The organism is Streptomyces sp. NPDC032091 (assembly GCF_055580265.1).
The window spans coordinates 16,324-40,999 of record NZ_JBVILR010000033.1 but is presented as its reverse complement, the minus strand read 5'-3'; the positions used below and the strand labels follow the sequence as shown (position 1 = coordinate 40,999).

Below are 24,676 nucleotides of genomic sequence, written 5' to 3'. Positions count from 1 at the left end.
GGCCGCGGGGTGCCCTGGCCGGCGCCGGCGTTCCTTGACCGGCCGATTCGCGTTCAGTGAACGTGAAGGCGGTTCAACGACGTTAGAGGCGCAGTCGAACGAGGGGGAACGACGTGGGGCATACGGGTACGGACGCGGACGTGGTCGTCGTGGGAGCCGGGCCGACGGGCCTGATGCTCGCCTGCGAGCTGCGGCTGGCCGGCGCCGAGGTGGTGGTGGTCGAGCGGCTCGCGCGGCGGACGGGCGAGTCCCGGGCCGGCGGGATCCACTCGCGGACCCTGGAGGTGCTGGACCAGCGCGGGATCCTGGACCGCTTCCTGGCGGAGGGGCAGCCGCAGCCGGTGGGTCATTTCTCCGGTCTCTATCTGGACTTCGACGAGTCCGAGTCCAGGCACCCCTACCCGCTGATGATCCTCCAGTCGGCCGTCGAGCGGCTGCTGGAGGAGTGGGCGGGCGAGCTGGGCGTACGGGTGCGCCGCTCCGCGGCGGTGAGCGCGGTCCGCCAGGACGGGGACGGGGTGACGGTGGGGCTGGACACGGCGGAGGGGGCCGCGGAGCTGCGCGCCCGCTACCTCGTGGGCTGCGACGGCGGCCGCAGCACGGTGCGCGGGCTGGCGGGCATCGGCTTCCCCGGGACCGACGCGACGATGACGGCGCTGATCGGGGACGTCGAGCTGCCGGACCTGCCGGAGGACTACGTGTGGGTGCGGCGCACCCCGGGCGGGGACTACTCGGCGATCGCCTTCGAGCCCGGCTGGTACCGGGTGATCACCTCCGAGTACGACCGGGTGGCCGACCGTGACGAGCCCGCGACGTTCGAGCGGCTGCGGGAGTCCCTGGTGCGGGTGGCGGGCACCGATTTCGGCATGCGCGCCCCTCGGTGGGTCTCCCGGTTCAACGACGCCGCGCGGCAGGCCGAGCAGTACCGGAAGGGGCGGGTGCTGCTGGCGGGCGACGCCGCGCACATCCATTTCCCGGCCGGCGGGCAGGGTCTGAACATGGGCGTGCAGGACGCGGTCAACCTCGGCTGGAAGCTGGGCTCGGTGGTCCGGGGCCGGGCGCCGGAGAGCCTGCTGGACAGCTACCACACCGAGCGCCACCCGGTCGGGGAGCGCGTGCTGCACAACACCCGGGCGCAGGCGGCCCTGGCCCGCCCGGGCGCGGCGACGGACGCGCTGCGCGAGGTGTTCGGCTCGCTCATGGTCTTCGACGACGTCAACCGGGTCCTGCGGCACATGCTGACGGCGCTGGACGTGCGCTACCCGGTCGGCGGCGACCACCCGATGGAGGGCCGCCGGGTCTTCGACGCCGACCTGAAGACGGACGAGGGCGTCATCGGCGTCTACCGGCTGCTGCACGCCGCCCGGCCCGTCCTGCTCGACCTGTGCGGCGGCGCGGAGCTCGCCGCGGCCGCCGCGGGCTGGGCCGGCCGCGTCGACCTGGTCACGGCGCGCGCCGAGGACGACCTGTGGCCCGTTCCGCCGGTCGGCGAGGTGCCCGCTCCGGCGGCGCTGCTCATCCGGCCCGACGGGCACGTGGCCTGGGCGGCGGACGCCGGCGGCGAGCCGGACACCGCCGCGCTCCGGGCGGCGCTGACCACGTGGTGCGGTCCGGCCCGGGCGGGGTGAGGCGGCGTTCCCCCGGAAACGCGTACGGCGGCCGCCGGGACCCTGGCCGGGTCCCGGCGGCCGCCGTGGTGGCGGCGCTCAGGCCGGGCTCACGCCCGCTTCTTGAACGTGGAGACCGCCCAGACGTATCCGAGGAGGGCGAGGCCCACGCACCAGGCGACGGCCGCGAGGGCGTCGCCGCCCGAGGGGTGGCCCGTCAGCAGCCCGCGCAGGGTCTCGATGATCGGGGTGAAGGGCTGGTACTCGGCGAACTGCCGGATGCCCGTGCCCATGGTCTCCGCAGGGACGAACGCGGTGCTCAGGAACGGCAGCATGATCAGCGGGACGGTGGCCAGGCCCGCGGACTCCACGGTCTTGGCGGCCAGGCCCGTGGCGACGGTGAGCCAGCCGGCCGCGAAGCTCAGCAGCACGATGACGCCGACGACGCCGAGCCAGTCGAGGGCACTGGCCGCCGGGTCGAAGCCCATGGCGAAGGCCACCCCGACGATGGCCGCGCAGGCCACCAGGCAGCGCACCGTGGTGATGACGACGTGTCCGGTGAGCATGGCTCCGCGGGAGACGTCCATGACCTTGAAGCGGTTGATGATGCCCTTGGTCATGTCGTCGTTCACGGCCGTGGCGGTGGCGCCCAGGCCGTAGCTGATGGCCATCACGAGCAGGCCGGGCGTGGCGTAGTCGACGTAGTCCTCGCCGACGCTGAAGGCGCCGCCGAACACCCCGACGAACATGAGCATGATGATGATGGGGAACAGGACCGCGTTGAAGACCGTGACGGGGTTGCGCACGGTGTGCTTCAGGTTGCGGCGCAGCATGATCGCCGAGTCGGCCAACGGCGTCGAGACCGTGCTCACTGTGCGATCGCCTCCTTGCTGGTGTTCTGGGCGCCCGCCGACTGGTCGGTGAGGGCGAGGAAGACGTCGTCGAGGTCCGGGCGCTGCACCGAGAACTCCTGTGCGTCGAGCCCGTGGGCGTCGAGCCGGTCGAGCAGGGTCCGCACGGAACGCGTCTCGCCGTCGCCGGGGACGCTCAGCGTCAGCTCCTCCTCGTCCCGGGTGGCCTCGGTCAGGACCCGGGCCGCGGCGTCGAGTTCGACGAGGTCGGCGAAGCGGAACCGGACGTGGGTGCCGGGGATCTGGCGCTTGAGCTCCTCGGGGGTGCCCTGGGCGACCAGCCGGCCCTGGTTGAGGACCGCGATCCGGTCGGCGAGCTGGTCGGCCTCCTCCAGGTACTGGGTGGTGAGGAAGATGGTGGTGCCCTCGGCGACCAGCTCGCGGACGATCCCCCACATGGTGCGCCGGCTGCGCGGGTCGAGGCCCGTCGTCGGCTCGTCGAGGAAGATCACCTGCGGGTTGCCGACCAGGGTCATCGCCAGGTCCAGCTTACGGCGCATACCGCCGGAGTAGGTGGACGCCCGCTTGTCCGCCGCCTCCACCAGGTCGAACCGCTCCAGCAGGCCCGTGACCACCCGGCCGCCGTCGCGCACGCGCTTCAGGTCCGCCATCAGCTGGAGGTTCTCCCGGCCCGACAGCAGTTCGTCGACCGCGGCGAACTGGCCGGTGACCCCGATGGCCCCGCGCACCTTCTTCGTCTCGGTCGCCACGTCGTGTCCGGCGACGCGGATGGTGCCGGCGTCGGCCTTCATCAGCGTGGTCAGGACGTTGACCGTCGTCGTCTTGCCGGCCCCGTTCGGGCCGAGCAGGGAGAAGACCGATCCCGCGGCGACGTCGAAGTCGATGCCGTCGAGCACGACCTTGTCGCCGTATGCCTTGCGCAGCCCTGAAACTGCGATCGCTGAACTTCTCATGCCTCCACTTTCCTCTCCGGTCCTGTCATCCACCTGTCACGCCGCTGACACGGCGCTGGAGCGCATCTCCGCTGTTCACACGGGCTGCGCCGCGATCACGTCCAGGACCTCCCGGGCGGCGTCGACCAGGTACATGTGGTCGCCGGGGAACTCCGCGTAGGTGCAGCCGGCCGTGGTCGCCGCCTCCCACTGGCGGGCCTCCCGCGCGGTGACCAGACCGTCGGCGGCGCCGCGCAGCGAGCAGATCGGCACCGCCAGCGGCACGTCGGTGCTCGGTACGTAGTTCTCGTGCATCTCGCAGTCGGCCTGGAGGACCGGCAGGATCAGCTCGCGCATCTCCGGGTGGTCCAGGGCCTCGTGCCGGAACCCGGCGAACTCCTCGACGCGGGCGAGGAACTCCTCGTCGGGCAGGCCCGCGGCGCGCCGCTCGCGCTGGGTCCACGGGCCGGGCGAGCCGCTGACGACCAGCCGTTCTACGTGGACGCCGCGCGCGACCAGCAGGTGCGCCAGTTCGTAGGCGAGGACCGCGCCCAGGCTGTGGCCGAACAGCACGGTCCGGGCCCCTTCGCCGAGGTCGGCCATCACGTCGTCGACGGAGCCCTTGGCCGCCTCGAAGACGTCGCGGTACGGCTCCTCCATGATCCTGCGCTCCCGGCCCGGCAGCTCCACCGAGGTCACCCGCCAGCGGCCGGCGGCCGGCTCCCGCCAGGGGTGGAAGAACGAGGGGCCCGCTCCGGCGAAGGGCACGCAGAGCAGGGTGGTTTCCGTCATCGCGACCAGCTCCGATCATCCGTGCGACGGTTGGTCATGCCAGGTCCGCCAGCTTCCGGTTGAGAACCTCGAAGACCTCGGACACGGGTCCGGGCAGGTTCATCTCGTGGTGGGTGGCGGCCACGTCGTGCTCCTCGACGGCGCCGAGGACGTAGGGGCGCCAGAGGTGGGCGTACCTCTCGTCCTTGAGCGTGGCGTGGAAGAAGACCACGTCGCCGCGGTAGACCGGGGATTCCCAATCCATCATCAGGTTCGTGTTGTTGGCCAGGACCTTCGCCATGTTGTCCAGGAAGTCCTGCTGGTTCCCGGTGCCGATGTACTGGCCGAAGAAGTCCTCCAGCTCGTCGCGGTAGTCCTCGACCGTCTTGTCGCGGTGGATGTCCGACCAGCCCTGGCCGCCCGGCTGGGAGTCCAGGATCGCGGTGAGGGCGATCTCGTGGCCGCGCCGGTCGAGGCCGGCCGCGACGGCCTGGACAAGGGTGCCGCCGTAGGACCAGCCGACGAGGTTGAAGGGCCCTTCCGGCTGGACGGCCAGCATCTCCTCGATGAAGTGGTCGACCATCTCGTCGATCGACTCCACCAGCGGGGCCCGGCCGTCGGCGCCGCGCGACTGGAGGGCGTAGGCCTGCCGGCCCTGCACGTGCGTCACGAAGCTGAAGTAGGCCCAGCCCAGGCCGCCTCCGCCGTGGAAGAACCACAGCGGCTTCTTCCCCGTGCCCGGGTCGCCGTTCAGGGGCAGGACGACGCCGAACGGGTCGGCGACCTCGTCGGGGACGGCGCCGGCGAGCAGCAGGGCGGCGAGCTGGGCCACCGTCGGGAACTTGATGATCGTCCGCAGCGGGAGTTCGACGTCGAAGTCCTTGCGGATGCGGACGCTGAGCCGGGTGGCGAGCAGGGAGTGGCCGCCGAGGGCGAAGAAGTCGTCGTCGACGCCGACGTGCTCCCGGTCGAGCAGCTCGCGGAAGACGGCGGCCAGCTTCTCCTCGTGGGAGTTGCGCGGCGCCCCGCCGGCCGCGGCGGGGGCCTGCCCGTCGGGCAGGGCCTGCCGGTCGAGCTTGCCGTTGGCGGTCAGCGGGATCTCGGCGAGGGGGACCAGCAGGGCGGGCACCATGTAGTCCGGGAGGCGTCCGCGCAGGTAGGCGGTCAGCTCGGGGAGCAGCTCGTCCGCCGCGGCGGCGTCCGCCGCGGGCACCACGTAGCCGGCGATGCTCCGGTCGCCCTGCCGGTTCTCGCGGACCACGACCGCGGCCCGCGCGACGGCGGGGTGGCCGGCCAGTACGTGCTCGATCTCGCCGAGTTCGATGCGGAAGCCGCGGACCTTGACCTGGTGGTCGGTGCGGGCGAGGTACTCCAGCCGGCCCGCCTTGTCCCACCGCACCAGGTCGCCGGTGCGGTACATGCGCGCGCCGGCGGGGCCGAAGGGGCAGGGCAGGAAGCGTTCGGCGGTCAGGTCCGGACGGTCCTGGTAGCCGCGCGCGAGTCCGTCTCCGGCGATGTACAGCTCGCCCTGCACCCCGCGTGGGACGGGGCGCAGCCGGGAGTCGAGCACGTACACCCGCGTGTTGCCGACCGGTGTGCCGATGGTCACCGCGGCGCCCGCCTTGAGGGGGGCGGTGGTGGACCAGGTGGTGGTCTCGGACGGGCCGTACCAGTTGCCGGCCTCGACGGCCTGCTCGGCGAGCGTCTCGGCGAGGCGGACGGGGACGGCCTCCGCGCCGGTGATGATCCGCAGGCCGCGGGCGGCGTCGGGCTCGTGCGCGAGCAGCATCTGCCAGAAGCCGGGGGTGGCCTGGACGACGGTGACGGAGTGGCGGCGCAGCAGGGCCGTCATGGCGGCCGGGTCGGTGACGGTCTCCTTCCTGGCCAGGACCATGGTGGCGCCGCAGACGAACGGGAGGTACAGCTCGGTGTTGGCCATGTCGAAGGACACGGTGGTGCTGAAGAGCATCCGGTCGGCGGGGGTCAGCGGGAAGCGGCGCCGGGTGGCGGCCAGGAAGTTGGCGAGCGCGCCGCGCGGGACGGTCACGCCCTTGGGGGTGCCGGTGGAGCCCGAGGTGTAGATGACGTACTGGGCGTTGTCCGGGCGGACCTCGACGGCGGGCGGCGTGTCGGGGTGGGCGGCCAGGTCGACGGCGGCCAGGGTCTCGGCGTCGAGGACGAGCGCCGGCCCGGCCTGTGCGAGGACGAAGTCGGTGCGGGAGCGCGGGTGGTCGGGGTCGACCGGCACGTAGGCGCCGCCGGCCTTGAGGACGGCGAGCAGGGCCACCGGCAGGTCGGCGGTCCGGGGCAGGCACACGGCGACCAGCGACTCGGCGCGCACGCCGCGCGAGACGAGCCAGTGCGCGAGGCGGTTGGAGCGGGCCTCCAGCTCGCGGTAGGTGAGCGTCTCCTCCTCGGCGATGACGGCGGGGTGGTCCGGGGCGGCTTCGGCGTGGCGGCGCAGCTCCTCGGCCAGGCCGCCGTCGAGGGTGGGTTCGGCGGTGTCGTTGACCTCGGTGAGCAGCAGCTCCCGCTCGCCGTCGAGGAGGACGTCGACGTCGGCGACGCGGGTGTGCGGGTCGGCGGCGAACTGTTCCAGGACGCGGGCGTAGCGGGCGGCCATGTCCTCGACGGTGTCCCGGTCGAAGAGGTGGGTGGCGTAGGAGATGTCCCCGCGCAGGGCGCCCGTCTCGTCGGTGGTCATGCTGAAGAACACGTCGACCTGGGTGGTCGCGAGGAGGGCCTGGCGGTACTCGACCGCGAGGCCGTCGAGCTCCAGGGACCACTTCTCGGTGTTCTGCCAGCCGCACATCACCTGGAAGAACGGCCGGTAGGCGGCGGAGCGGTCGGGGTTGAGCTGTTCGACCAGCACCTCGAAGGGCACGTCCTGGTGCTCGTAGGCGGTCAGCGCCTTGTCGCGGACCTGGGCGAGCAGGCCGGCGAGGGTCGGGTCGCCGGAGAGGTCCATGCGGATGACCAGGTTGTTGACGAAGCAGCCGATGAGGTCGTTCAGGGCCTCGTCGGTGCGGCCGGCGATGGGGGTGCCGACGGGGATGTCCTCGCCGCCGCCGAGCTTGCCGAGCAGGACGCCGAGCGCGGCCTGCATGACCATCGACAGGGTCAGCCCGCGCCCGTCGGCGAGCTTCTGCAGTCCGGCCATGACCTCGGCGGCCACGGGGATGGGGACGGCGTCGCCGTCCGTGCCGCCCTCCGCGGAGCGGGGGCGGTCCAGCGGGAGGTCGAGCGGCTGCGGCACGCCCTCCAGTTCGCGGCGCCAGTACGCGATCTGCCGTGCGCCGAGGCTGTCCGGGTCCGCCAGATCGCCGAGGACCTCGCGCTGCCACATCGTGAAGTCCTTGTACTGGACGGGCAGCGGCTCCCAGCCGGGGGCGCGGCCGGCCCGGCGCGCGTTGTAGGCGGCGGCCAGGTCCCGGGCCAGCGGGGCGCCCGAGCTGCCGTCGGAGGCGATGTGGTGGACGACCAGGACGAGGACGTGCTCCTCGGGGCCGGAGCGCAGCAGGCGGGCCCGCAGGGGGATCTCGGTCTCCAGGTCGAACCAGTGCGCGACGGTCTCGTCGACGGCGGCGGACACCTCCTCGGGCGCCACCTCGGCCACCGGCAGCCGTACCTGTTCCCGCGCCCGCTCCGGCGGGAGGATCACCTGGAACGGCTCCCCGTCCTCGTCCGTCCGGTAGGTGGTGCGCAGGATCTCGTGCCGGTCGACGAGGTCGCCGAGCGCGGCGAGGAGGGCGGTGTGGTCCAGTCGCCCGGTCAGCCGGAACGCCGAGGAGATGTTCCAGGTCTCCGCACCCTCCAGCTGGTGCAGGAACCAGGTGCGGCGTTGTACGAAGGACAGCGGGATCATTGCTTCACTCCTCATACGAACATCCGGCGCAGACCGGGGCGGCGCGGAACAGCCGATTCCGCCAGCCACGGTGCGAGCGCGGCCACGGTCGGCAGGTCGAAGATCTTGCGGATGGGTATCTCCAGCCCCAGCTCGGCGCGGGCCCGGCTGATCAGCCGGGTGGCGAGCAGGGAGTGCCCGCCGAGCTCGAAGAAGCCGTCGTCGATGCCGACCCGTTCCAGGCCGAGCACCTCGGCGAACAGCGCGGCCAGGGCCTCCTCGCGGGCGCTGCGGGGCGCACGGTAGGGGGCGCCGGTGAACTCCGGTTCGGGCAGCGCGGCCCGGTCGAGCTTGCCGTTGGGCATGAGCGGCAGCCGGTCCAGGAGGACGAAGGCCGAGGGCACCATGTACTCGGGCAGCCGCTCGGCGGTGAACCGGCGCAGCTCCTCGGCGTCCACGGCGGCCCCCGCGTCCGCGCCGTCCGCCGGCACCGCGTACGCGACGAGCCGGCTGCCGGAACCCGGCTCCGCCTGCCGGGCGGTGACGGCCGCCTGGGCGATGCCGGGGTGCGCGGTGAGCGCGGCCTCGACCTCGCCGGGTTCGACGCGGAAGCCGCGCACCTTGACCTGCGCGTCGCCGCGGCCCGCGTACTCCAGCTGCCCCTCGGCGTTCCAGCGGGCCAGGTCGCCGGTGCGGTACATGCGCGCGCCGGCCGGTCCGAACGGGTCGGCCACGAAGCGGTCGGCCGTCAGGCCGGCGCGGCCCTGGTAGCCGCGGCCCACGTTCCCGCCGACGTACAGCTCGCCGACGGCGCCCTGGGGCACCGGCGCCAGGTCGGGGCCGAGGAGGTAGGCCCGCATGTTGCCGAGCGGGGTGCCGACGGGTGCGCTCCCGGGCCGGCCCGCGCTGCCTTCGGGGACGGTGTGGGCGGTGGCGTAGAAGGACTCGCTCTGCCCGTAGGCGTTGACGACCCGGACGCCGGGGAAGGCCTCGCGCACCCGGTCGACGAGCGAGGAGGGCAGGGCCTCGCCGGCGAAGACGAGCGTCTCCACCCGGGTGCGGCCGGCGAGGGCGTCGACGAGTTCGGCGAAGGCGGAGGGCACGGTGGAGACGACGGCGCCGCTCCAGCCCTCCGCGCGCTCGCCCAGGACCAGGACGTCCCGGACCAGTTCGACGACCCCGCCGCGGGCCAGGGTCGTGAAGAGCTCGAACACCGAGACGTCGAAGTTGACGGAGGTGCCCGCGAGGAGCCGCTTGCCAGGCCCCATCCCCACGCGGGGGGCTAGCTCCAGGACCCCGTTGACGATGTTCGCGTGGGTGATGGCGACGCCCTTGGGCCGGCCCGAGGAGCCGGAGGTGTACATCACGTACGCCAGGCCGTCCGGGCGGACCGCCGGGAGGGGTGCGGCGTCGTCCGGGGAGGGGCCGTCGGCGGCGAGGGTGTCCAGGAGGAGGTCGGGGGCGTCGTGCTCCGGCAGGACGGGGAGCGTCGCGGAGTCGGTGAGCACCAGGTGGGGGCGGGCCTCGGCCAGGATGGCCGCCAGGCGCCGGCTGGGGTAGCGGGGGTCGGCCGGCAGGTAGGCGCCGCCCGCCTTGAGGATCGCGAGCAGGGCGACGACCAGGTCCGCCGAGCGCGGCAGGGCGAGGGCGACCGGGGACTCCCGTCCCACGCCGCGCCGGGCCAGTTCGCGCGCCAGGCCCTCGGCCCGGGCGTCCAGCTCGGCGTAGGTGAGGGACGCGTCCGGTGCGACCAGGGCCACCGCGTCGGGGGTCCGGGCGGCCTGCGCGGCGACGAGGCCGTGCACGGTGGTGTCCGGGGTGGGCACGGCCGTGGCGTTGAAGGCGGTGAGCAGCCGGTCGCGTTCGGCCGGGTCCAGGACGTCGAGCCGGGCGACCGTCAGCTCCGGGTCGGCGGCCAGCTGCCGCAGGACGCGGACGAGGCGGCCGGCGATCTCCTCCACGGCGTCCCGGCCGAAGACGCCGGGCGCGTACTGGAAGACGAGCTGGAGGTGCGGGTCGGCCGCCGCCATCAGGGCCAGCGGGTAGTTGGTGGCCGTGGCCGGGCGCAGGCCCGTGAAGGCGATCCCGCCGGCGGCGGCGCTCGCGGCGGACAGGCCCTCCCGGTCCACGGGGTAGGACTCGAAGACGAACAGGGTGTCGAAGAGGGACTGCCGGCCGACGGCCCGCTGGATCTCGGTGAGCCCGCGGTGGTGGTGTTCCAGCAGGCGGGCCTGCCGGTCCTGGAGCCGGGTGAGGACTTCGGCGAGGGTGTCGCCGGGCGCGTACGCGACGCGTACCGGGAGGGTGTTGATGAACATCCCGACCATGGCGTCGACGTCCGCCACGGCGGGCGGGCGTCCGGAGACGGTGGCGCCGAACACCACGTCCCGGCGGCCGGTGAGCCGGCCGAGCAGCAGCGCCCAGGCGCCCTGGACCAGGGTGTTGACGGTGACGCCCAGCTCGGCGGCGCGGGCCGCCAGGGCCCGCGCCTCCCCGGCCGGGAGGTCCACGTCGAGCTGGGCGACGCCCTCGTCGCCGATGCCCCGGGAGCCGGGGGCGAGCAGGGTCGGCTCGTCGGCCCCGTCGAGTTCGGCCGTCCACGCGCGGGCGGACTCCGCCTCGTCCTGCCGGGCGCGCCAGGCCAGGAAGTCGCCGAAGCCGGGGGCCGCGGGCAGGGCGGCCGGGTCGCCGCGGGAGCCGTAGAGCAGCAGCAGGTCGCGCATGAGCAGGGGGGTGGACCAGCCGTCGAACAGGACGTGGTGGGAGGTCATCACGAGGTCGGCGCGGCCGGGTTCCCCTGTGACGAGGGAGAGCCGCAGGAGCGGGGGCGACTCCACGTCGAAGTGGGCGGCCCGGTCCTCGGCGAGGAAGTCCTCGAAGGCGGCGGTCCGCGCGTCCTCGGCGGCCGCGGTCAGGTCGAGGTGCCGCCAGGGCAGGGTCACCCCCGCGGCCGGCACGACCTGGACGACGTCGCCGTCGGCCCGGTCGGCGTACGCGGCGCGCAGGACGGGGTGGCGGTCCAGCAGGGCCTGGCCGGCTCGGCACATGCGTTCCGGGTCGACGTCGCCGGACAGGTGGAAGACGAGCTGGTTGTGGTAGGGGTCGAAGGAGGTGCCGGCGAGCTGCGTGTGGAAGAGCATCCCGGCCTGCGTCGGGGTGGCCGGCCAGATCTCGGCCAGCCGGCCGTGGCGGGCCTCCCAGGTGTCGATCTCCTGCTGGGTGACCCCCACCAGCGGTGCGTCGGACGGGGTCAGACCGCCGGCTCCGGGGGCGTCGGCGTGCGCGGCCAGGGCGGTCAGCGCCCCGACCCACAGCCCGGCCAGTTCGGCCACCTCCTCGCGGGAGAGGAGCCGGGCGGGGAAGGCGAAGGAGGCGGTGAGTTCCTCGCCCCCGGGGCCGGGGACGGCCGCCGCGTCGATCTCCAGGGCCGGCCGGACCGGCGCGTCCGGGTCCGGGGCGGCGGTCAGGTCCGCGTACGCGGGGTCGGGTGCCCAGCCCAGGCCGCGGAGGTCCTCGGGCAGGACGGCGTCGGAGGTCCGGCCGCGGTAGGTGAAGGCGATCCGCGGTGCGGCGGGGCCGTCGTGCCCGGCCGCGGCCCGCACCTGCTCCTTGACGGCCTTCAGGGCCCGGCCGGCGGCCGGTCCGCCGGCGAACGCGTCGGCGAGGTCGATGCCGGCCAGGTCCAGCCGGGCGGGGAGGTCGGGGGTGCACCCTCCGACGGTGCGGGACAGGTCGGCGCCGGGCACCCGGTGCGCGTCCCGGTCCCGCCCCTCCAGCCGGACCGACACCGGGGCCCCCGGCAGGCCGCGGGTCTCGGCGCGGCGGGCCAGTGCCAGCGCGAGCGCGGTGACCAGGCCGTCCTCGGCGCCGGCGCGGAACAGCGCGGGCAGCCGGTCCAGCAGGGCCGCCGTCACCCCGGCCGGGACCCGGACCCGCACCGTGTCCGCGGCGGGGGCGGGGCCGCGGACCTCCCGCGCCCCGGGCAGGGGCTCCTCCTCGTACGGGACCGGCTGCGGGCGGGCGGGCGCGGCGCCGGCGTCGGCGTCGGCCAGGGCGTGGGCCCACCGGCGGTACGAGGTGCCCGTCCGGGGCAGCTGCGGGGTACGGCCCCCGCGCGCCTGCTCCCCGGCGCGGACCAGGTCGGCGAGCAGGACGGGCCACGACGCCCGGTCCACGACCAGGCGGTGCGCGACGATCAGCAGCCGGCCGGCGCCGGTACCGGAGGCGAGCCGGACGAACTGGGCCATGACGCCCGCGTCCGGGTCCAGGCGGTCCGCCGCGGCGTCGAGCTCGGCCCGGACGTCCTCGCCGCGGGCCTCCCGCAGCAGGGCGTCGGCGTCCACGCCGCCGGGCGGCTCGACGATGAGGGCCGGCCCGTCCCGGTCGAGCCGGGCGCGCAGGACGTCGTGCCGGTCCAGCAGGGCCCGTACCGCCGCGGCCAGTTCCGCCCGGCCGATGCCCTCGGGCAGGGTCAGCACCCCGGCGGTGCAGGGCCGGCCGGTGCCGCCGCCGGGCGCGAGGAGGCGTGCGGCCGCCGGGGGCAGCGGGGCCCGGCCGACGGCGCCGCCGGGCAGCTCGGGCAGGGCGGGGGGCTCCTCGTCGCGCTCGTCCGCCAGCTCCACGAGCCGGGCGACCGTGCGGTGTTCGAAGATCTCCCGGACGGTGATCGCCAGGCCCCGGGCCTTGGCGCGGGCGACGACCCGGATGGAGCGGATGCTGTCCCCGCCGAGGGCGAAGTAGTCGTCGTCGATGCCGACCCGTTCCAGGCCGAGCACTTCGGCGAAGAGGTCGCAGAGGGCCTCCTCGCGCGGGTTGCGCGGCGCCCGGCCGGTCGAGGCCTGGGCGTGGTCCGGTACCGGGAGGGCCCGCCGGTCGAGCTTGCCGTTCGGGGTCAGCGGGATCCGCGAGAGCGGGACGAGCGCGGTGGGCACCATGTAGTCCGGGAGGCGTCCGCGCAGGTATTCGGGGAGCCGGGCCAGCAGCGGGCCGACGGCCTTGGCGAGGGAGGGGTCGTTGGTGCGGATCCGCCCGGCGGCGCCGGCGGCGGCGGTGAAGGCGCCGGTGACGATCCGTGGCCCGGGCAGCGGGGCGGGCAGCAGGAGCAGGTCGAAGCGGCGCGGGTCCTCGCCGGACCAGGTGACGACCGCGTCCCCGCCGTGCGTGCGGGCCGCGCGGCGCAGTTCCTCCGGGTCGGCGGGGGCGCCGGCCGGGGCGGGGGCGGGGTCGAGGACGCCCGCCGTGACGGCGGCGGCCGACTCCTCGGCCAGCCGCGCGTTGGGGATCCCCGTCACGCGCAGCGGGCCCGTCCGGCCCGCCCGCAGGGCCAGTGCGGCGAGGTCGGCCTCCCGGCCCCGCCAGGGCACGGCCGGTACGCCGGCCAGGTCGAGCGCGTCGGCCGGGTCCTTGTGCAGGACCACCTCGTAGCGGTGCCGGGTCAGCTCGTTGTGCGCGTCCGCCGCCTTCAGCCGGATGTCGACGGCGACGGGGCGGCCGTGCGCCCACTCGGTGAACCACTCGGGGGCGACGACCAGTTCCCGTTCGGCGAACAGGGCCTTCTCGACCAGGCTGCGCAGTTCTCCGGGGGCCGCGTACGGGTGGGCCGCGCGCTGTGTCGCGGTGAGCAGCGTCCGCAGGGTCGCGGCGTTGCGGACGTCGCCGACGATCACCCGGCCGCCGGGCGCGAGCAGGTCCATGACCCCGGCCAGCACCCGGTCGAGGTAGCCGGCGCCGGGGAAGTACTGCACCACCGAGTTGAGGACGACGGTGTCGAACGTGCCGCGGGGCAGCCCGGAGACGTCGTCCGCGGCCTGGGCGCTCAGCCGGACCCGCCCGCCGTGGCCGGCCTGTTCGGCCTGCCGGCGGACGCGGTCGACGACGGTGGCGGAGATGTCGGTGCCCCAGTACTCCTCGACCTCGCCGACGATCTTCGCCAGCAGCAGTCCGGAGCCGACGCCGATCTCCAGCACCCGGCGGGGCGCGTACCGCAGCACCTGCGCCACGGCCGCGTCCTGCCACTCCCGCATCTGCTCGCGCGGGATGGGCTCGCCGTCGTAGGAGGAGGTCCACAGTTCGAAGTCCTCGCCGAGCGCCTCGTCGCCGGAGCCGGCGTACGTCTCGTCGTAGACCTGGCGCCATTCGTCGACCTGGTCGTCGGCGTCGGTGCCCTCGGCCGCGGCGTCCGGGTCGGGGACGACGTAGCCCACGAGGCGCTTGTCGTCCTCCCGGTCCTCGCGCACCACGACCACGGCCTGGGCCACGCCGGGGTGTGCGGCCAGGGCCTTCTCGATCTCGCCGAGTTCGATGCGGAAGCCGCGCACCTTCACCTGGAAGTCGGTGCGCCCGAGGTATTCCAGGCGGCCGTCGGCGGACCAGCGCACCAGGTCGCCGGTGCGGTACATGCGCGCGCCGGCGGGGCCGAACGGGCAGGCCGTGAACCGCTCGGAGGTCAGTTCCGGGCGGCCCTGGTAGCCGCGCGCCAGGCCGTCGCCGGCGATGTACAGCTCGCCCTGGACCCCGCGTGGGACGGGGTTCAGCCGTGCGTCGAGGACGTACACCCGCGTGTTGCCGATCGGTGTGCCGATCGCGACGCCGGTCCCGGCCCGGACGGGCGCCAGGGTGGACCAGACGGTGGTCTCGGTGGGGCCGTACACGTTGAACACCTCGGCGGCCCGGGCGGCGAGCGTCCCGGCCAGCCGGGCCGGGAGGGCCTCGCCGCCGGTGAGGACCCGAAGGCCCGTGGCGGCGTCCGGCTCGTGCTGGAGGAGCACCTGCCAGAACGCCGGGGTCGCCTGGACCACGGTGACCCGGTGGCGCCGCAGCACGGCCGCGACCTGTGAGGGGTCGGAGAGGGTGTCCTTGCCGGCGAGCACCACGGCGGCGCCGTGGACCAGCGGGAGGTACAGCTCCAGGGCCGCGATGTCGAAGGAGACCGTGGTCACGGCCAGCCACCGGTCGGCGGGGGTCAGCGGGACCGTGCGGCCCAGGGTGGCGAGGAAGTTGTCCAGCGCGCCGCGCGGGACGGCGACGCCCTTGGGGTTGCCGGTGGAGCCCGAGGTGTAGATGACGTACGCGGTGTGGTCCGGGTGGACGCGCGGGGCGGGCGCCGGGCCGGGCCGGCCGGCGCCGTCCCGGGCGGCGGCCATGGTCTCGGCGTCGAGGACGAGTGCCGGGCGGGAGTCGGCGAGGATGTACTCGATGCGCGCCCGCGGATGGTCCGGGTCGACGGGGACGTAGGCCGCGCCCGTCCTGAGGACCGCGAGCAGGGCGACGACGAGGTCCGCCGAGCGGGGCAGGCGGACGGCGACCAGGGATTCGGGGCCCACCCCGCGTCCGGTGAGCCAGTGCGCCAGCCGGCCGGCCCGCGCGTCGAGCTCGGCGTAGGTCAGCGTCTCGTCCTCGGCGATGACGGCGGGGGCGTCGGGGTTCTCGCGGGCCTGCCGGGCCACGGCCTCCACCAGGCCGGGCTCCAGGGTGGGTGCGGCCGTGTCGTTGGCCCCGTCGAGCAGCCACCGGCGCTCGTCGGCGTCGAGGACGTCGAGCTCGGCGACGCGCACGGCGGGGTCGGCGACGGCCTGTTCCAGGATCCGGACGAACCGGTCGACGACGGCGACGGCGGTGGGGTGGTCGAACAGTTCGGCCGCGTACTCCAGGCGGCCGTGCGCGCGCCCGGAGGCGTCCGGGACGATGTTGAAGAACAGGTCGAACTTGGCGGTGTCGGTGCCCAGGGCGACGGGGGTGACCCGCAGTCCGGGCATCCGGATCTCCGGCCAGACGAACTGCCAGGCCAGCATCACCTGGAACAGCGGCTGGTAGGAGGTGGAGCGGTCCAGGCCGATCAGTTCCACCAGCCGCTCGAAGGGGACGTCCTGGTGGTCGTACGCGGCGAGGGCCTTGTCGCGGGCCTGGTCCAGCAGCTCGCCGAAGGCGGGGTTCCCCGACAGGTCGGCGCGCAGCACCCAGGTGTTGACGAAGAACCCGACGAGGTCGGACAGCGCTTCCTCGGTGCGGCCCTCGATGGGGCTGCCGATGGTGACGTCCTCGCCGCCGCCCAGCTTGTGCAGCAGGACGGCGAGCGCGGCCTGGGCGACCATGGGGGCGGTGGCGCCGTGTTCGGCGGCCAGCTTCCCGAGGCGGGTGACGAGTTCCGGTTCCAGCTCGAAGGAGACGTGGCCGCCCCGGTGGCTCGCCACCGCCGGGCGGGGGCGGTCCAGCGGCAGGTTCACCGGCTGCGGCACGTCGGCCAGTTCCCGGCGCCAGTAGTCCAGCTGGCCCGCGGCGATGCTCTCGGGGTCCTCCTCGTCGCCCAGCAGCTGCTGCTGCCAGAGCGTGTAGTCCTTGTACTGGACGGGGAGCGGCTCCCAGTCCGGCCCGTGTCCGGCGTGGCGGGCGGCGTAGGCCTCCATGAGGTCGCGCAGGAACGGCCCCATCGAGGCGCCGTCGGCGGCGATGTGGTGGAAGACGAACGCCAGGACGTGCTCCTGCGGGGCGACGCGGAAGGCGGTCGCCCGCAGGGGCGGTTCGGTGTCCAGGTCGAACGGCTGGGCGACGGCCTCCCGCAGCGCGGCGTCGACCGCGCCGGCGGTCACGTCGGCCACCCGCAGCCGGATGTCCGCCTCCTGGGGCGGGAGGATCAGCTGCTCCGGCGTCCCGTCCGCGTCCTCCGTGACGAGGGTGCGCAGGCTCTCGTGCCGGGCGACGACGTCGCGCACGGCCGCGGCCAGGGCGTCCGTGTCCAGGGGCCCGTCCAGGCGCAGCACGAACGGGATGTTGTAGGTCGCGGAGGGGCCCTCCAGGCGGTGGAGGAACCACATCCGGCGTTGCGCGAAGGACAGGGGGATCATCGGGCCTGCTCCGATACGGTCGTCCGGCCCAGGCGGGGCCGCAGCTGGGGGCGGTTCGACGTCGACCCGGCCAGTTCCGCGATCTGCTCCGCCAGCTGGGCGACGGTCGGGTTGCGGAACACGGTCGTGACCTTCACGTCGACGTCGAGGGCGTTGCGGATGCGGCCGGTGAGCCGGGTGGCCAGCAGCGAGTGGCCGCCGTGGTCGAAGAAGTCGACGTCGATGCCGATCTCCTCGACGCCGAGGAGGTCGGCGAACAGCCCGCAGAGCGTCTCCTCGGTGGCGTTGCGCGGTCCCCGGACGGGCTCGGCGCTGGCGGGCAGGTCGGGTGCGGGCAGCGCCTTGCGGTCGAGCTTGCCGCTGGGGGTGGAGGGGAGGGCGGCGAGCGGGACGACCGCCGAGGGGACCATGTACGCGGGCAGGTGCGCGCGGGCCAGGTCCGCCAGGGCCTCCGGGTCCAGCCGCTCGGGGGTCCGGCCGGCCGCCGGGACCACGTACGCGACGAGGCGCTGGTCGCCGGGGCGGTCCTCGCGGACGAGGGCCACGGCGCTTTCGACGTCCGGGTGCGCGGCGACGACCTGCTCGATCTCCCCGAGCTCGATGCGGAAGCCGCGGAGCTTGACCTGGAAGTCGGAGCGGCCGATGTACTCGACCTCGCCGTCGGCGTTCCAGCGGACGACGTCGCCGGTGCGGTACATCCGGCTGCCGGGCCCGCCGAACGGGCAGGCGACGAAACGCTCCGAGGTGAGGCCGGTCTGCCCGAGGTAGCCGCGGGCGAGGCCGGCGCCGGCCAGGTACAGCTCGCCGGCGACGCCCGGGGCGACCGGGCGCAGCGCGGCGTCGAGGACGTACACCTGCGTGTTCCACACCGGTGCGCCGATGGGGACCCGGTCCGCGCCCGGTACGTGCCGGTGGGCGGTGACCTCGACGGAGGCCTCGGTGGGTCCGTAGAGGTTGTGGACGCCGAGGGCGGGGAGGAGGGCGGAGACCTTGTTGGCGAGGGCGGGCGGGAAGGCCTCGCCCGCCACCTCGATCCAGCGCAGGCTGTCGCAGTCCTTGGCGGAGGGTTCGGCCGCGAAGGCCTCCAGCAGGGAGGGGACGAAGTCCGCGCCGGTGACGCGCTCGCGCCGGATCAGGCCGGCGAGGTAGGCGGGGTCGCGGCGCCCGTCGGGGCGGGCGATGACGACGGCGGCGCCCCTCTGGAGGGGGGCGAAGATCTCGGGCACCGAGACGTCGAAGCTCGCGGTGGTGCTGAGCAGGACGCGGTCCTCGGGGGTGACGTCGAAGTGGGCGAGGCCCCACTCCAGCCGGTTCATGATGGCCCGGTGGGCGACCTGGACGCCCTTGGGGCGGCCGGTGGAGCCGGAGGTGAAGATGACGTACGCGGCGTGGTCCGGGGAGAGCGCGCGCACGGGGTCGGTGTCCGGGTAGCCGGAGACGTCCGGGAGGTCCGCGTCGAGGACGAGCAGCGGCTTCGCGCCGTCCAGCACGAGCCGTACGCGGTCCTCGGGGAGTTCGGTGTCGACGGGCACGTAGGCGGCGCCCGCCTTCACCACGGCGTGGATCGCGACCATCAGGTCGACGGAGCGGGGCACCTTGACGGCGACCAGCCGTTCGGGTCCCGCGCCCCGCTCGACGAGCCAGTGCGCGAGCCGGTTGGCGCGGCGGTTGAACTCGGCGTAGGTCAGGGTCTCCCCCTCGCCGATGAGCGCCGTCCGGTCGGGCGTGCGCCGCACCTGGGCCTCGAACGCGCCCGGCAGGGTGTCGTCCGTCACGGGGTGGGCCGTGTCGTTGACCCCCTCGACCAGCAGCCGCCGCTCGTCCGCCGACAGCACGTCGACGGAGCCGACGGGGGTCTTCGGGTCCTCCAGGATCCGGTCCAGGACCCGGACGAGCCGGGCGGCGATGCCCTCGGCCGCGTCCCGGTCGAAGAGGGTGGTCTGGTAGTCGAGGGAGAGGCGCAGGTAGGGGTCGGAGGAGTTGAGGGTGAGCGGGTAGTGCGAGCCGGCGAAGGGGCGGATGGCGTCGATGGTGAACCCGGCCGACTCGTTGGCCTCGACGATGCCCTCGCGGTCGATGGGGTAGTTCTCGAAGACGACGATGGTGTCGAACAGCGAGGGCAGTGCGACGCCGCGCTGGATGTCGGCCAGGCCGTAGTAGTGGTGGTCGAGCAGGGAGACCTGGCGGTCCTGGAGGTCGGTGACGACCTCGCCCAGGGTGTCGCCCGGCCGGCAGCGGACGCGGGTGGGCAGGGTGTTGATGAACAGGCCCACCATCTCGTCCGAGCCGGCCAGGTCGGCCGGGCGGCCGTTGACGGCGGCGCCGAAGACCACGTCGTCCCGGCCGGTCAGCTTGGCGAGCAGGACCGCCCAGGCGCCCTGGAGGAGGGTGTTGAGCGTGACGCCGAGTTCGGCGGCGCGGCGGGCGAGTTCGCGGCCCTTGTCGATGGAGAGCGGGACCTCGACGCGGCCGAGGGCCGTGGCCTCCCCCTCGGCGGTGCGCTCGGCGGCGATGAGGGTCGGCTGGTCGAAGCCGTCGAGCTCCTCCTTCCACCGGGCCGCGGAGGCGTCCCGGTCCTGGCGGGAGAGCCAGGCCAGGTAGTCGCCGTAGCCGCGGACCGGGGGGAGTTCCCCGTCGCCGGCGTAGAGCCGGACCAGGTCCTTGATGACCAGGGGCGAGGACCAGCCGTCGAAGAGGGTGTGGTGCGCCGTGACGACGAGCTTGGACCGGTCGGGCCCGCAGGTGAGCAGGGCCAGGCGGAAGAGCGGCGGCCGCGCGGGGTCGAGCTGGTCGGCCCGGTCGGCGGCGAGGGCCGCGTCGAGCGCCGCGTCCTGCTCGGCCGCGGTGCGGCCGGTCAGGTCGAGGTGGCGCCAGGGCACGTCGACGTGTTCGGCGACGACCTGGACGGGGTCCCCGCCGTCGGCGGCGAGGAACGCGGAGCGCAGGTTGGGGTAGCGGTCCAGGAGGGCCTGTCCGGCCGCCCGCATGCGCGCGGGGTCCACGTGGCCGGTCAGGTGCAGCACGAACTGCATGTGGTAGACGTCGAAGGCGCCGTCGGCGAGCGCCGCCTGGAATTGGATGCCGGACTGGCCGGGGGCCTGCGGCCACACCTGGACCAGCCGGCCGTAGCGCTTCTCCCACTCCTCGATCTCGCCCTGTCCGACGGTGACCAGCGGGGCGTCGGAGGGGGTGAGCCCGCCGATCCGCGGGCGGGCGGCGTACGCGGCCATGCCGTGCAGCACCTCGACCCACAGGGCGGCCAGCTCGGCGGCCCGCTCGCGGGAGAGGACGCCGGTGGGGAACATGAAGGCGGTCTGGAGCCGGGCCCCTTCGGCGGTGTCGGTGACGACCGAGTTGACCTCCAGCGCGGAGAGCGCGGGCAGGTCCGGGTCGGGCATCGGGATCAGCTCGGAGGACCAGTCGGACGGGCTCCAGCCGTGGCCGCGCAGGTGCTCGGGCACGTCGGCGCCGGAGATCCGGCCGAGGTAGTTGAAGCCGATCTGCGGATCGGCGTACTCCTCCAGCTGGACGGCGGTCTCCGGGTTGAGCCAGCGCAGCAGGCCGTAGCCGAGGCCCTTGCCGGGGACGGCGCGCAGCTGCTCCTTGACCAGCTTGACCGCCCGTCCGGCGGCGGGGCCGCCGGCCAGGACCTCGTCGAGGTCCACGCCCCGTACGTCGACCTTGGCGGGGTACATGGCGGTGAACCAGCCGACGGTCCGGGAGAGGTCGGCGCCGGGTACGGCGTCCTCCTCGCGGCCGTGTCCCTCCAGCCGGACCAGCGCCGAGCGGTCCGCCCCGCGCCAGCGGTTCACGGCGAGGGCGAGGGCGGCGAGCAGCACGTCGGTGCCGGTGCCCTTGAAGGCGGCGGGCAGCCTGGTCAGCACCGCCTCGGTGACCTCGGCGGGCAGCTGCACCCGTACGGTGTCGAGGGTGGCCATGGTGTCCACGGCGGGGTCGAACGCCCGCTCCCCGAGGGGCGGGTTGGCCGACTCCAGGACGTCGCGCCAGTGGTCGAGCTCCGCCTCCCGCTCCGGGGAGATCGCCTCGTCCTCCAGGGCGGCCGCCCAGCGGCGGGCGGAGGTTCCGGTGTCGGGGAGCCCGGGGGTGCGGCCGGAGCGGACGTCCTGCCAGGCCTCGGCGAGGTCGGACATGAGGATGCGCCAGGAGACGCCGTCCACGACGAGGTGGTGCAGGACCACGAGGAGCCGGCCCTCGCCGGAGTCCGCGGTGAACCAGACGAAGTCCGCCATGGTCCCGGCCTCGGGGTCGAGCCGGCCGGCCGAGGCCTCCAGCTCCTCCTCGGCCGTCCGCAGCGCTCCGGGGTCCGCCCAGCCGCCGGGGACGGGGACGCGGCGGATCAGGTCCGCCGCCCGTACGGCGCCGCGCGGGCGCACGTCGAGGGAGGGTTCGCCGGAGCCGCGCACGAGCCGGGCGCGCAGCAGGTCGTGCCGGTCGAGGACGGAGTCGAGGGTGGCGGCCAGCCCGGCCTCGTCGATGTCCCGGGGCAGTTCGAGCACCATCGACATGGCGAAACGGTTCAGCCCGCCGCCGTGGTCGAACACGTGCCGCGCCACCGGCGGGAGCGGCATCGGGCCGACGCCGCCGCCCGCGAGTTCCGCGAGCACGGGCGCCCGGTCGCCGCGGTCGGCGGCCGCCTCGGCCAGCCGGGCCGCCGTGCGGCACTCGAAGATCTCCCGCGTGGTGAGGTCCAGGCCCCGGGCCCGGGCGCGGGCCACGACCTGGATCGAGCGCAGGCTGTCGCCGCCGATGGCGAAGAAGTCGTCGTCGACGCCGACCCGGTCGACGCCGAGCACGTCCGCGCAGGCCGCGGTGATGATCTTCTCGGCCTCGGTGCGGGGCTCGCGGTAGGCCTCGCCCGCGTAGTCCGGCTCGGGCAGCGCCGAGCGGTCCAGCTTGCCGGTCGGGCCGAGCGGCAGCCGGCCGACGGCGACGAAGGCGGAGGGCACCATGTAGTCGGGCAGCCGGGCGGCGGTGAACCTGCGCAGTTCGGCGGCCGAGGCGCCGGCCTGGACATCCACGTCGCCGATGCCGCCGGCCCCGTCGTCGCCGACGGCCCCGTCACCGGTGTGGACCACGTAGGCGACGAGCCGCTTGCCTCCCGTGGGCGCCTCGCGGCCGATGACCACCGCCTCGCTGATGCCGGGGTGGGCGGTGAGCGCCGCCTCGACCTCGGCCGTCTCGATGCGGAAGCCGCGCACCTTCACCTGGCCGTCGCCCCGGCCGACGCATTCCAGCTGTCCCCGGGCGTTCCAGCGGGCGAGGTCGCCCGTGCGGTACATCCGTTCGCCCGGGGGGCCGAACGGGTTGGCGACGAACCGCTCGGCGGTCGGGCCCGGGCGGTCGTGGTAGCCGCGGCCCAGGCAGGTGCCGACCACGTACAGCTCGCCGATGACCCCCTGCGGAACCGGGGCGAGGCCCGGGCCCAGCACGTAGGCGCGCATGTTGCCCAGCGGCGTGCCGATGGGCGCGACCTCGCCCCGCCCCCACTCCTCGGTCGCCGCGAGGGGGAAGGCGGTGGCGTAGAAGCTCTCGCTCTGCCCGTAGGAGTTGACGATCTGCGCGCCGGGCAGGGCCTCGCGCACCTGGCGCACCAGCCGGGCCGGGAGCACGTCGCCGGCGAAGACGACGCTGCGCACGCCGGGCGCCTTGTGCAGGTGGCCCACGAGTTCCGCGAGCACCGAGGGGACGCCGCTGAGGACGTGGCCGTCCCAGGTGTCCCGCTCGGCGAGCGCCAAGGCGTTCTCCACGAGTTCGGCGGTGCCGCCGGTGGAAAGGGTGGTCAGCAGTTCGAAGACGGAGACGTCGAAGTTGATGGAGGTGCCGGAGAGCATCTTCCAGCCGGGCTCCACGTCGAGGACGCGTACGAGTTCCCGTACGCCGTTGACCACGCCGCGGTGGGTGATCGCGGCGCCCTTGGGCTTGCCCGTGGAGCCGGAGGTGTACATCACGTACGCCAGGTTGTCCGGCGCGGGCCGCACGGCCTCCTCCCGCGGCCCCTCGGGAGCCGGCCACGCGGCGCGGTCGTCGACGTCGACGACGGCGGCCCCGTGCTCCGGCAGCTCCCGGGCGGTCGCGGTGTCGGTCAGCACGAACCGCGGGCGGGCCTCGGTGAGCACGGTGTGCGCCCGGCCGGCGAGGTACCGCGGGTCCAGCGGCACGTAGCCGGCCCCGGACTTGAGGATGCCGAGCAGGCCGATGACGAGTTCCTCCGTGCGCGGCAGCGCCAGCACCACGAGGTCCTCGGGCCCGGCCCCGCGCCGGTTCAGCTCCCGCGCGAGGGCCTCGGCCCGGTCGTCGAGCTCGCGGTAGGTCAGCGTCCGGCCCTCGCGGACCAGGGCCGGGGCGTCCGGGGTCCGGGCCGCCTGCGCCTCGAACAGCTCCGGGACCGTCAGCCCGGCGGGCACCTCGGCGGCGGTGTCGTCGAACCGGTGGAGCAGCAGGTCGCGCTCGGCGTCGTCGAGCACGTCGACGCCGCCGACGGTGCGGTCCGAGTCGGAGGTGAGGGCGCCGAGCACGCGGACGAACCGGGCCGCGAGGGACTCGACGGTGTCCCGGTCGAACAGGTCGGTGGCGTACTCCAGGCGGACGTCCGCCCCGCCCGAGGTGTCCGGGATCATGTTGAAGAACAGGTCGAACTTGGCCGTTCCGGTGTCCAGCGTCTCGGACTCGGCGTCGAGGCCGGCGAACTCCAGCCGTCCCAGGGGCTCCTGCCAGGCGAGCATCACCTGGAAGAAGGGGTGGTAGGCGGTGGACCGGTCCGGGTTGAGGAGCTCCACCAGCCGCTCGAAGGGGATGTCCTGGTGGTCGTAGGCGGCCAGGGACCGGTCGCGGACCCGCCGCAGCAGCTCGCGGAAGGTCGGGTTGCCGGAGAGGTCGACGCGCAGCACCCAGGTGTTGACGAAGAAGCCGACGAGGTCGCGCAGTTCCTCGTCGGTGCGGCCCGCGATCGGCGCGCCGATGGGGATGTCGTCCCCGCAGCCGAGGTGGTGCAGGAGCACCGCGAGCGCCGAGTGCATGACCATGGAGACGGTGATGTCCTGTTCGGCGGCCAGCTTCTCCACGGCGGCGAGCAGCCCGGGCTCGACCGGGAAGCGGACCAGGCCGCCGTCGGGGCGGGTCCGCTGGGGGCGCGGGCGGTCCGTGGGCAGCGCCAGCGGCTGAGCCATCCCGGCCAGGGCCTCGCGCCAGTACGCCAGCTGCCCGGCGGCCAGGCTGCCGGGGTCGGACTCGTCGCCGAGCACGTCCCGCTGCCACAGCGTGTAGTCCGCGTACTGCACGGGGAGCGGCTCCCACACCGGGGCCGCCCCCTGCCTGCGGGCGGCGTACGCGTCGGCGAGGTCGCGCAGCAATGGTCCGAGGGACTCCCCGTCCAGGGCGATGTGGTGGACCACGAGCACGAGGGTGTGCTCGCGCGGGCCGGTCCGCAGGAGGGTGGCGCGGATCGGCACGTCGGCGGCCAGGTCGAAGGTCTCCTTGGCCGCCCGGTCGACGGCCGCCGCCCGCTCCTGCGGTGTGACCTCGACGGCCGGCAGGCCGACCGGCTGCTCCCCGGACGCCAGGACCCGCTGGTACGGGACGCCGTCGTCGCCCTCGACGATCACCGTGCGGAGGACCTCGTGCCGGTCGACGACGTCGCGGAGCGCCGCCTCCAGCGCGCCCGCGTCCAGCTCACCGGTCAGCCGCAGGGCGAACGCGCCGTTGTAGGTCGGCGAAGGGCCTTCGAACCGGTCCACGAACCACAGCCGGCGCTGCGCGAACGACAACGGGATCATTGTGTCTCCAAATTCGG

7 protein-coding genes are annotated in these 24,676 nt (G+C 74.7%); 1 reads left to right on the top strand and 6 read right to left on the bottom strand.

What is annotated here, in order from left to right:
• Positions 1-113 precede the first annotated feature (113 nt).
• Positions 114-1,628 (top strand): FAD-dependent monooxygenase, encoded by a 1,515-nt coding sequence (locus ACZ5NJ_RS34855; protein ID WP_468770392.1) that lies wholly within the window; start codon positions 114-116, stop codon positions 1,626-1,628.
• Between the two features lie 89 nt (positions 1,629-1,717).
• Here the strand turns inward: ACZ5NJ_RS34855 and ACZ5NJ_RS34850 are convergent, their stop codons facing one another.
• The 6 genes from ACZ5NJ_RS34850 to ACZ5NJ_RS34825 all read right to left on the bottom strand — a co-directional run bounded on the left by ACZ5NJ_RS34850 (position 1,718) and on the right by ACZ5NJ_RS34825 (position 24,659).
• On the bottom strand, positions 1,718-2,479 hold the full coding sequence (locus ACZ5NJ_RS34850; RefSeq protein WP_468770390.1) for an ABC transporter permease: 762 nt from the start codon (positions 2,477-2,479) through the stop codon (positions 1,718-1,720).
• Positions 2,476-3,432 carry an ATP-binding cassette domain-containing protein gene (locus ACZ5NJ_RS34845; RefSeq protein ID WP_468770388.1) on the bottom strand — a complete coding sequence of 319 codons (957 nt, stop codon included), beginning with the start codon at positions 3,430-3,432 and terminating at the stop codon, positions 2,476-2,478. Before ACZ5NJ_RS34845 ends, ACZ5NJ_RS34850 begins: the two co-directional genes overlap by 4 nt.
• A 75-nt stretch (positions 3,433-3,507) precedes the next feature.
• Entirely contained in the window at positions 3,508-4,203 is a 696-nt protein-coding gene (locus ACZ5NJ_RS34840) for a thioesterase II family protein (RefSeq protein ID WP_468770387.1), read from the bottom strand.
• A 34-nt stretch (positions 4,204-4,237) separates the two neighbouring features.
• Complete coding sequence (locus tag ACZ5NJ_RS34835) at positions 4,238-8,047, bottom strand: non-ribosomal peptide synthetase (protein ID WP_468770385.1); 3,810 nt, start codon at positions 8,045-8,047, stop codon at positions 4,238-4,240.
• A gap of 11 nt (positions 8,048-8,058) precedes the next feature.
• Entirely contained in the window at positions 8,059-16,866 is an 8,808-nt protein-coding gene (locus tag ACZ5NJ_RS34830; protein ID WP_468770384.1) for a non-ribosomal peptide synthetase, read from the bottom strand.
• Positions 16,863-24,659: an amino acid adenylation domain-containing protein gene (locus tag ACZ5NJ_RS34825; RefSeq protein WP_468770383.1), complete on the bottom strand. Its 7,797-nt coding sequence runs from the start codon at positions 24,657-24,659 to the stop codon at positions 16,863-16,865. The genes ACZ5NJ_RS34830 and ACZ5NJ_RS34825 overlap by 4 nt, the downstream gene beginning before the upstream one ends.
• Positions 24,660-24,676 lie beyond the last annotated feature (17 nt).

Coding starts and splice junctions, on each gene's coding strand:
- ACZ5NJ_RS34845 (WP_468770388.1), bottom strand. CDS start 3,432: ATGAGAAGTTCAGCGATCGCAGTTTCAGGGCTGCGCAAGGCATACGGC.
- ACZ5NJ_RS34840 (WP_468770387.1), bottom strand. CDS start 4,203: ATGACGGAAACCACCCTGCTCTGCGTGCCCTTCGCCGGAGCGGGCCCC.
- ACZ5NJ_RS34835 (WP_468770385.1), bottom strand. CDS start 8,047: ATGATCCCGCTGTCCTTCGTACAACGCCGCACCTGGTTCCTGCACCAG.
- ACZ5NJ_RS34830 (WP_468770384.1), bottom strand. CDS start 16,866: ATGATCCCCCTGTCCTTCGCGCAACGCCGGATGTGGTTCCTCCACCGC.
- ACZ5NJ_RS34825 (WP_468770383.1), bottom strand. CDS start 24,659: ATGATCCCGTTGTCGTTCGCGCAGCGCCGGCTGTGGTTCGTGGACCGG.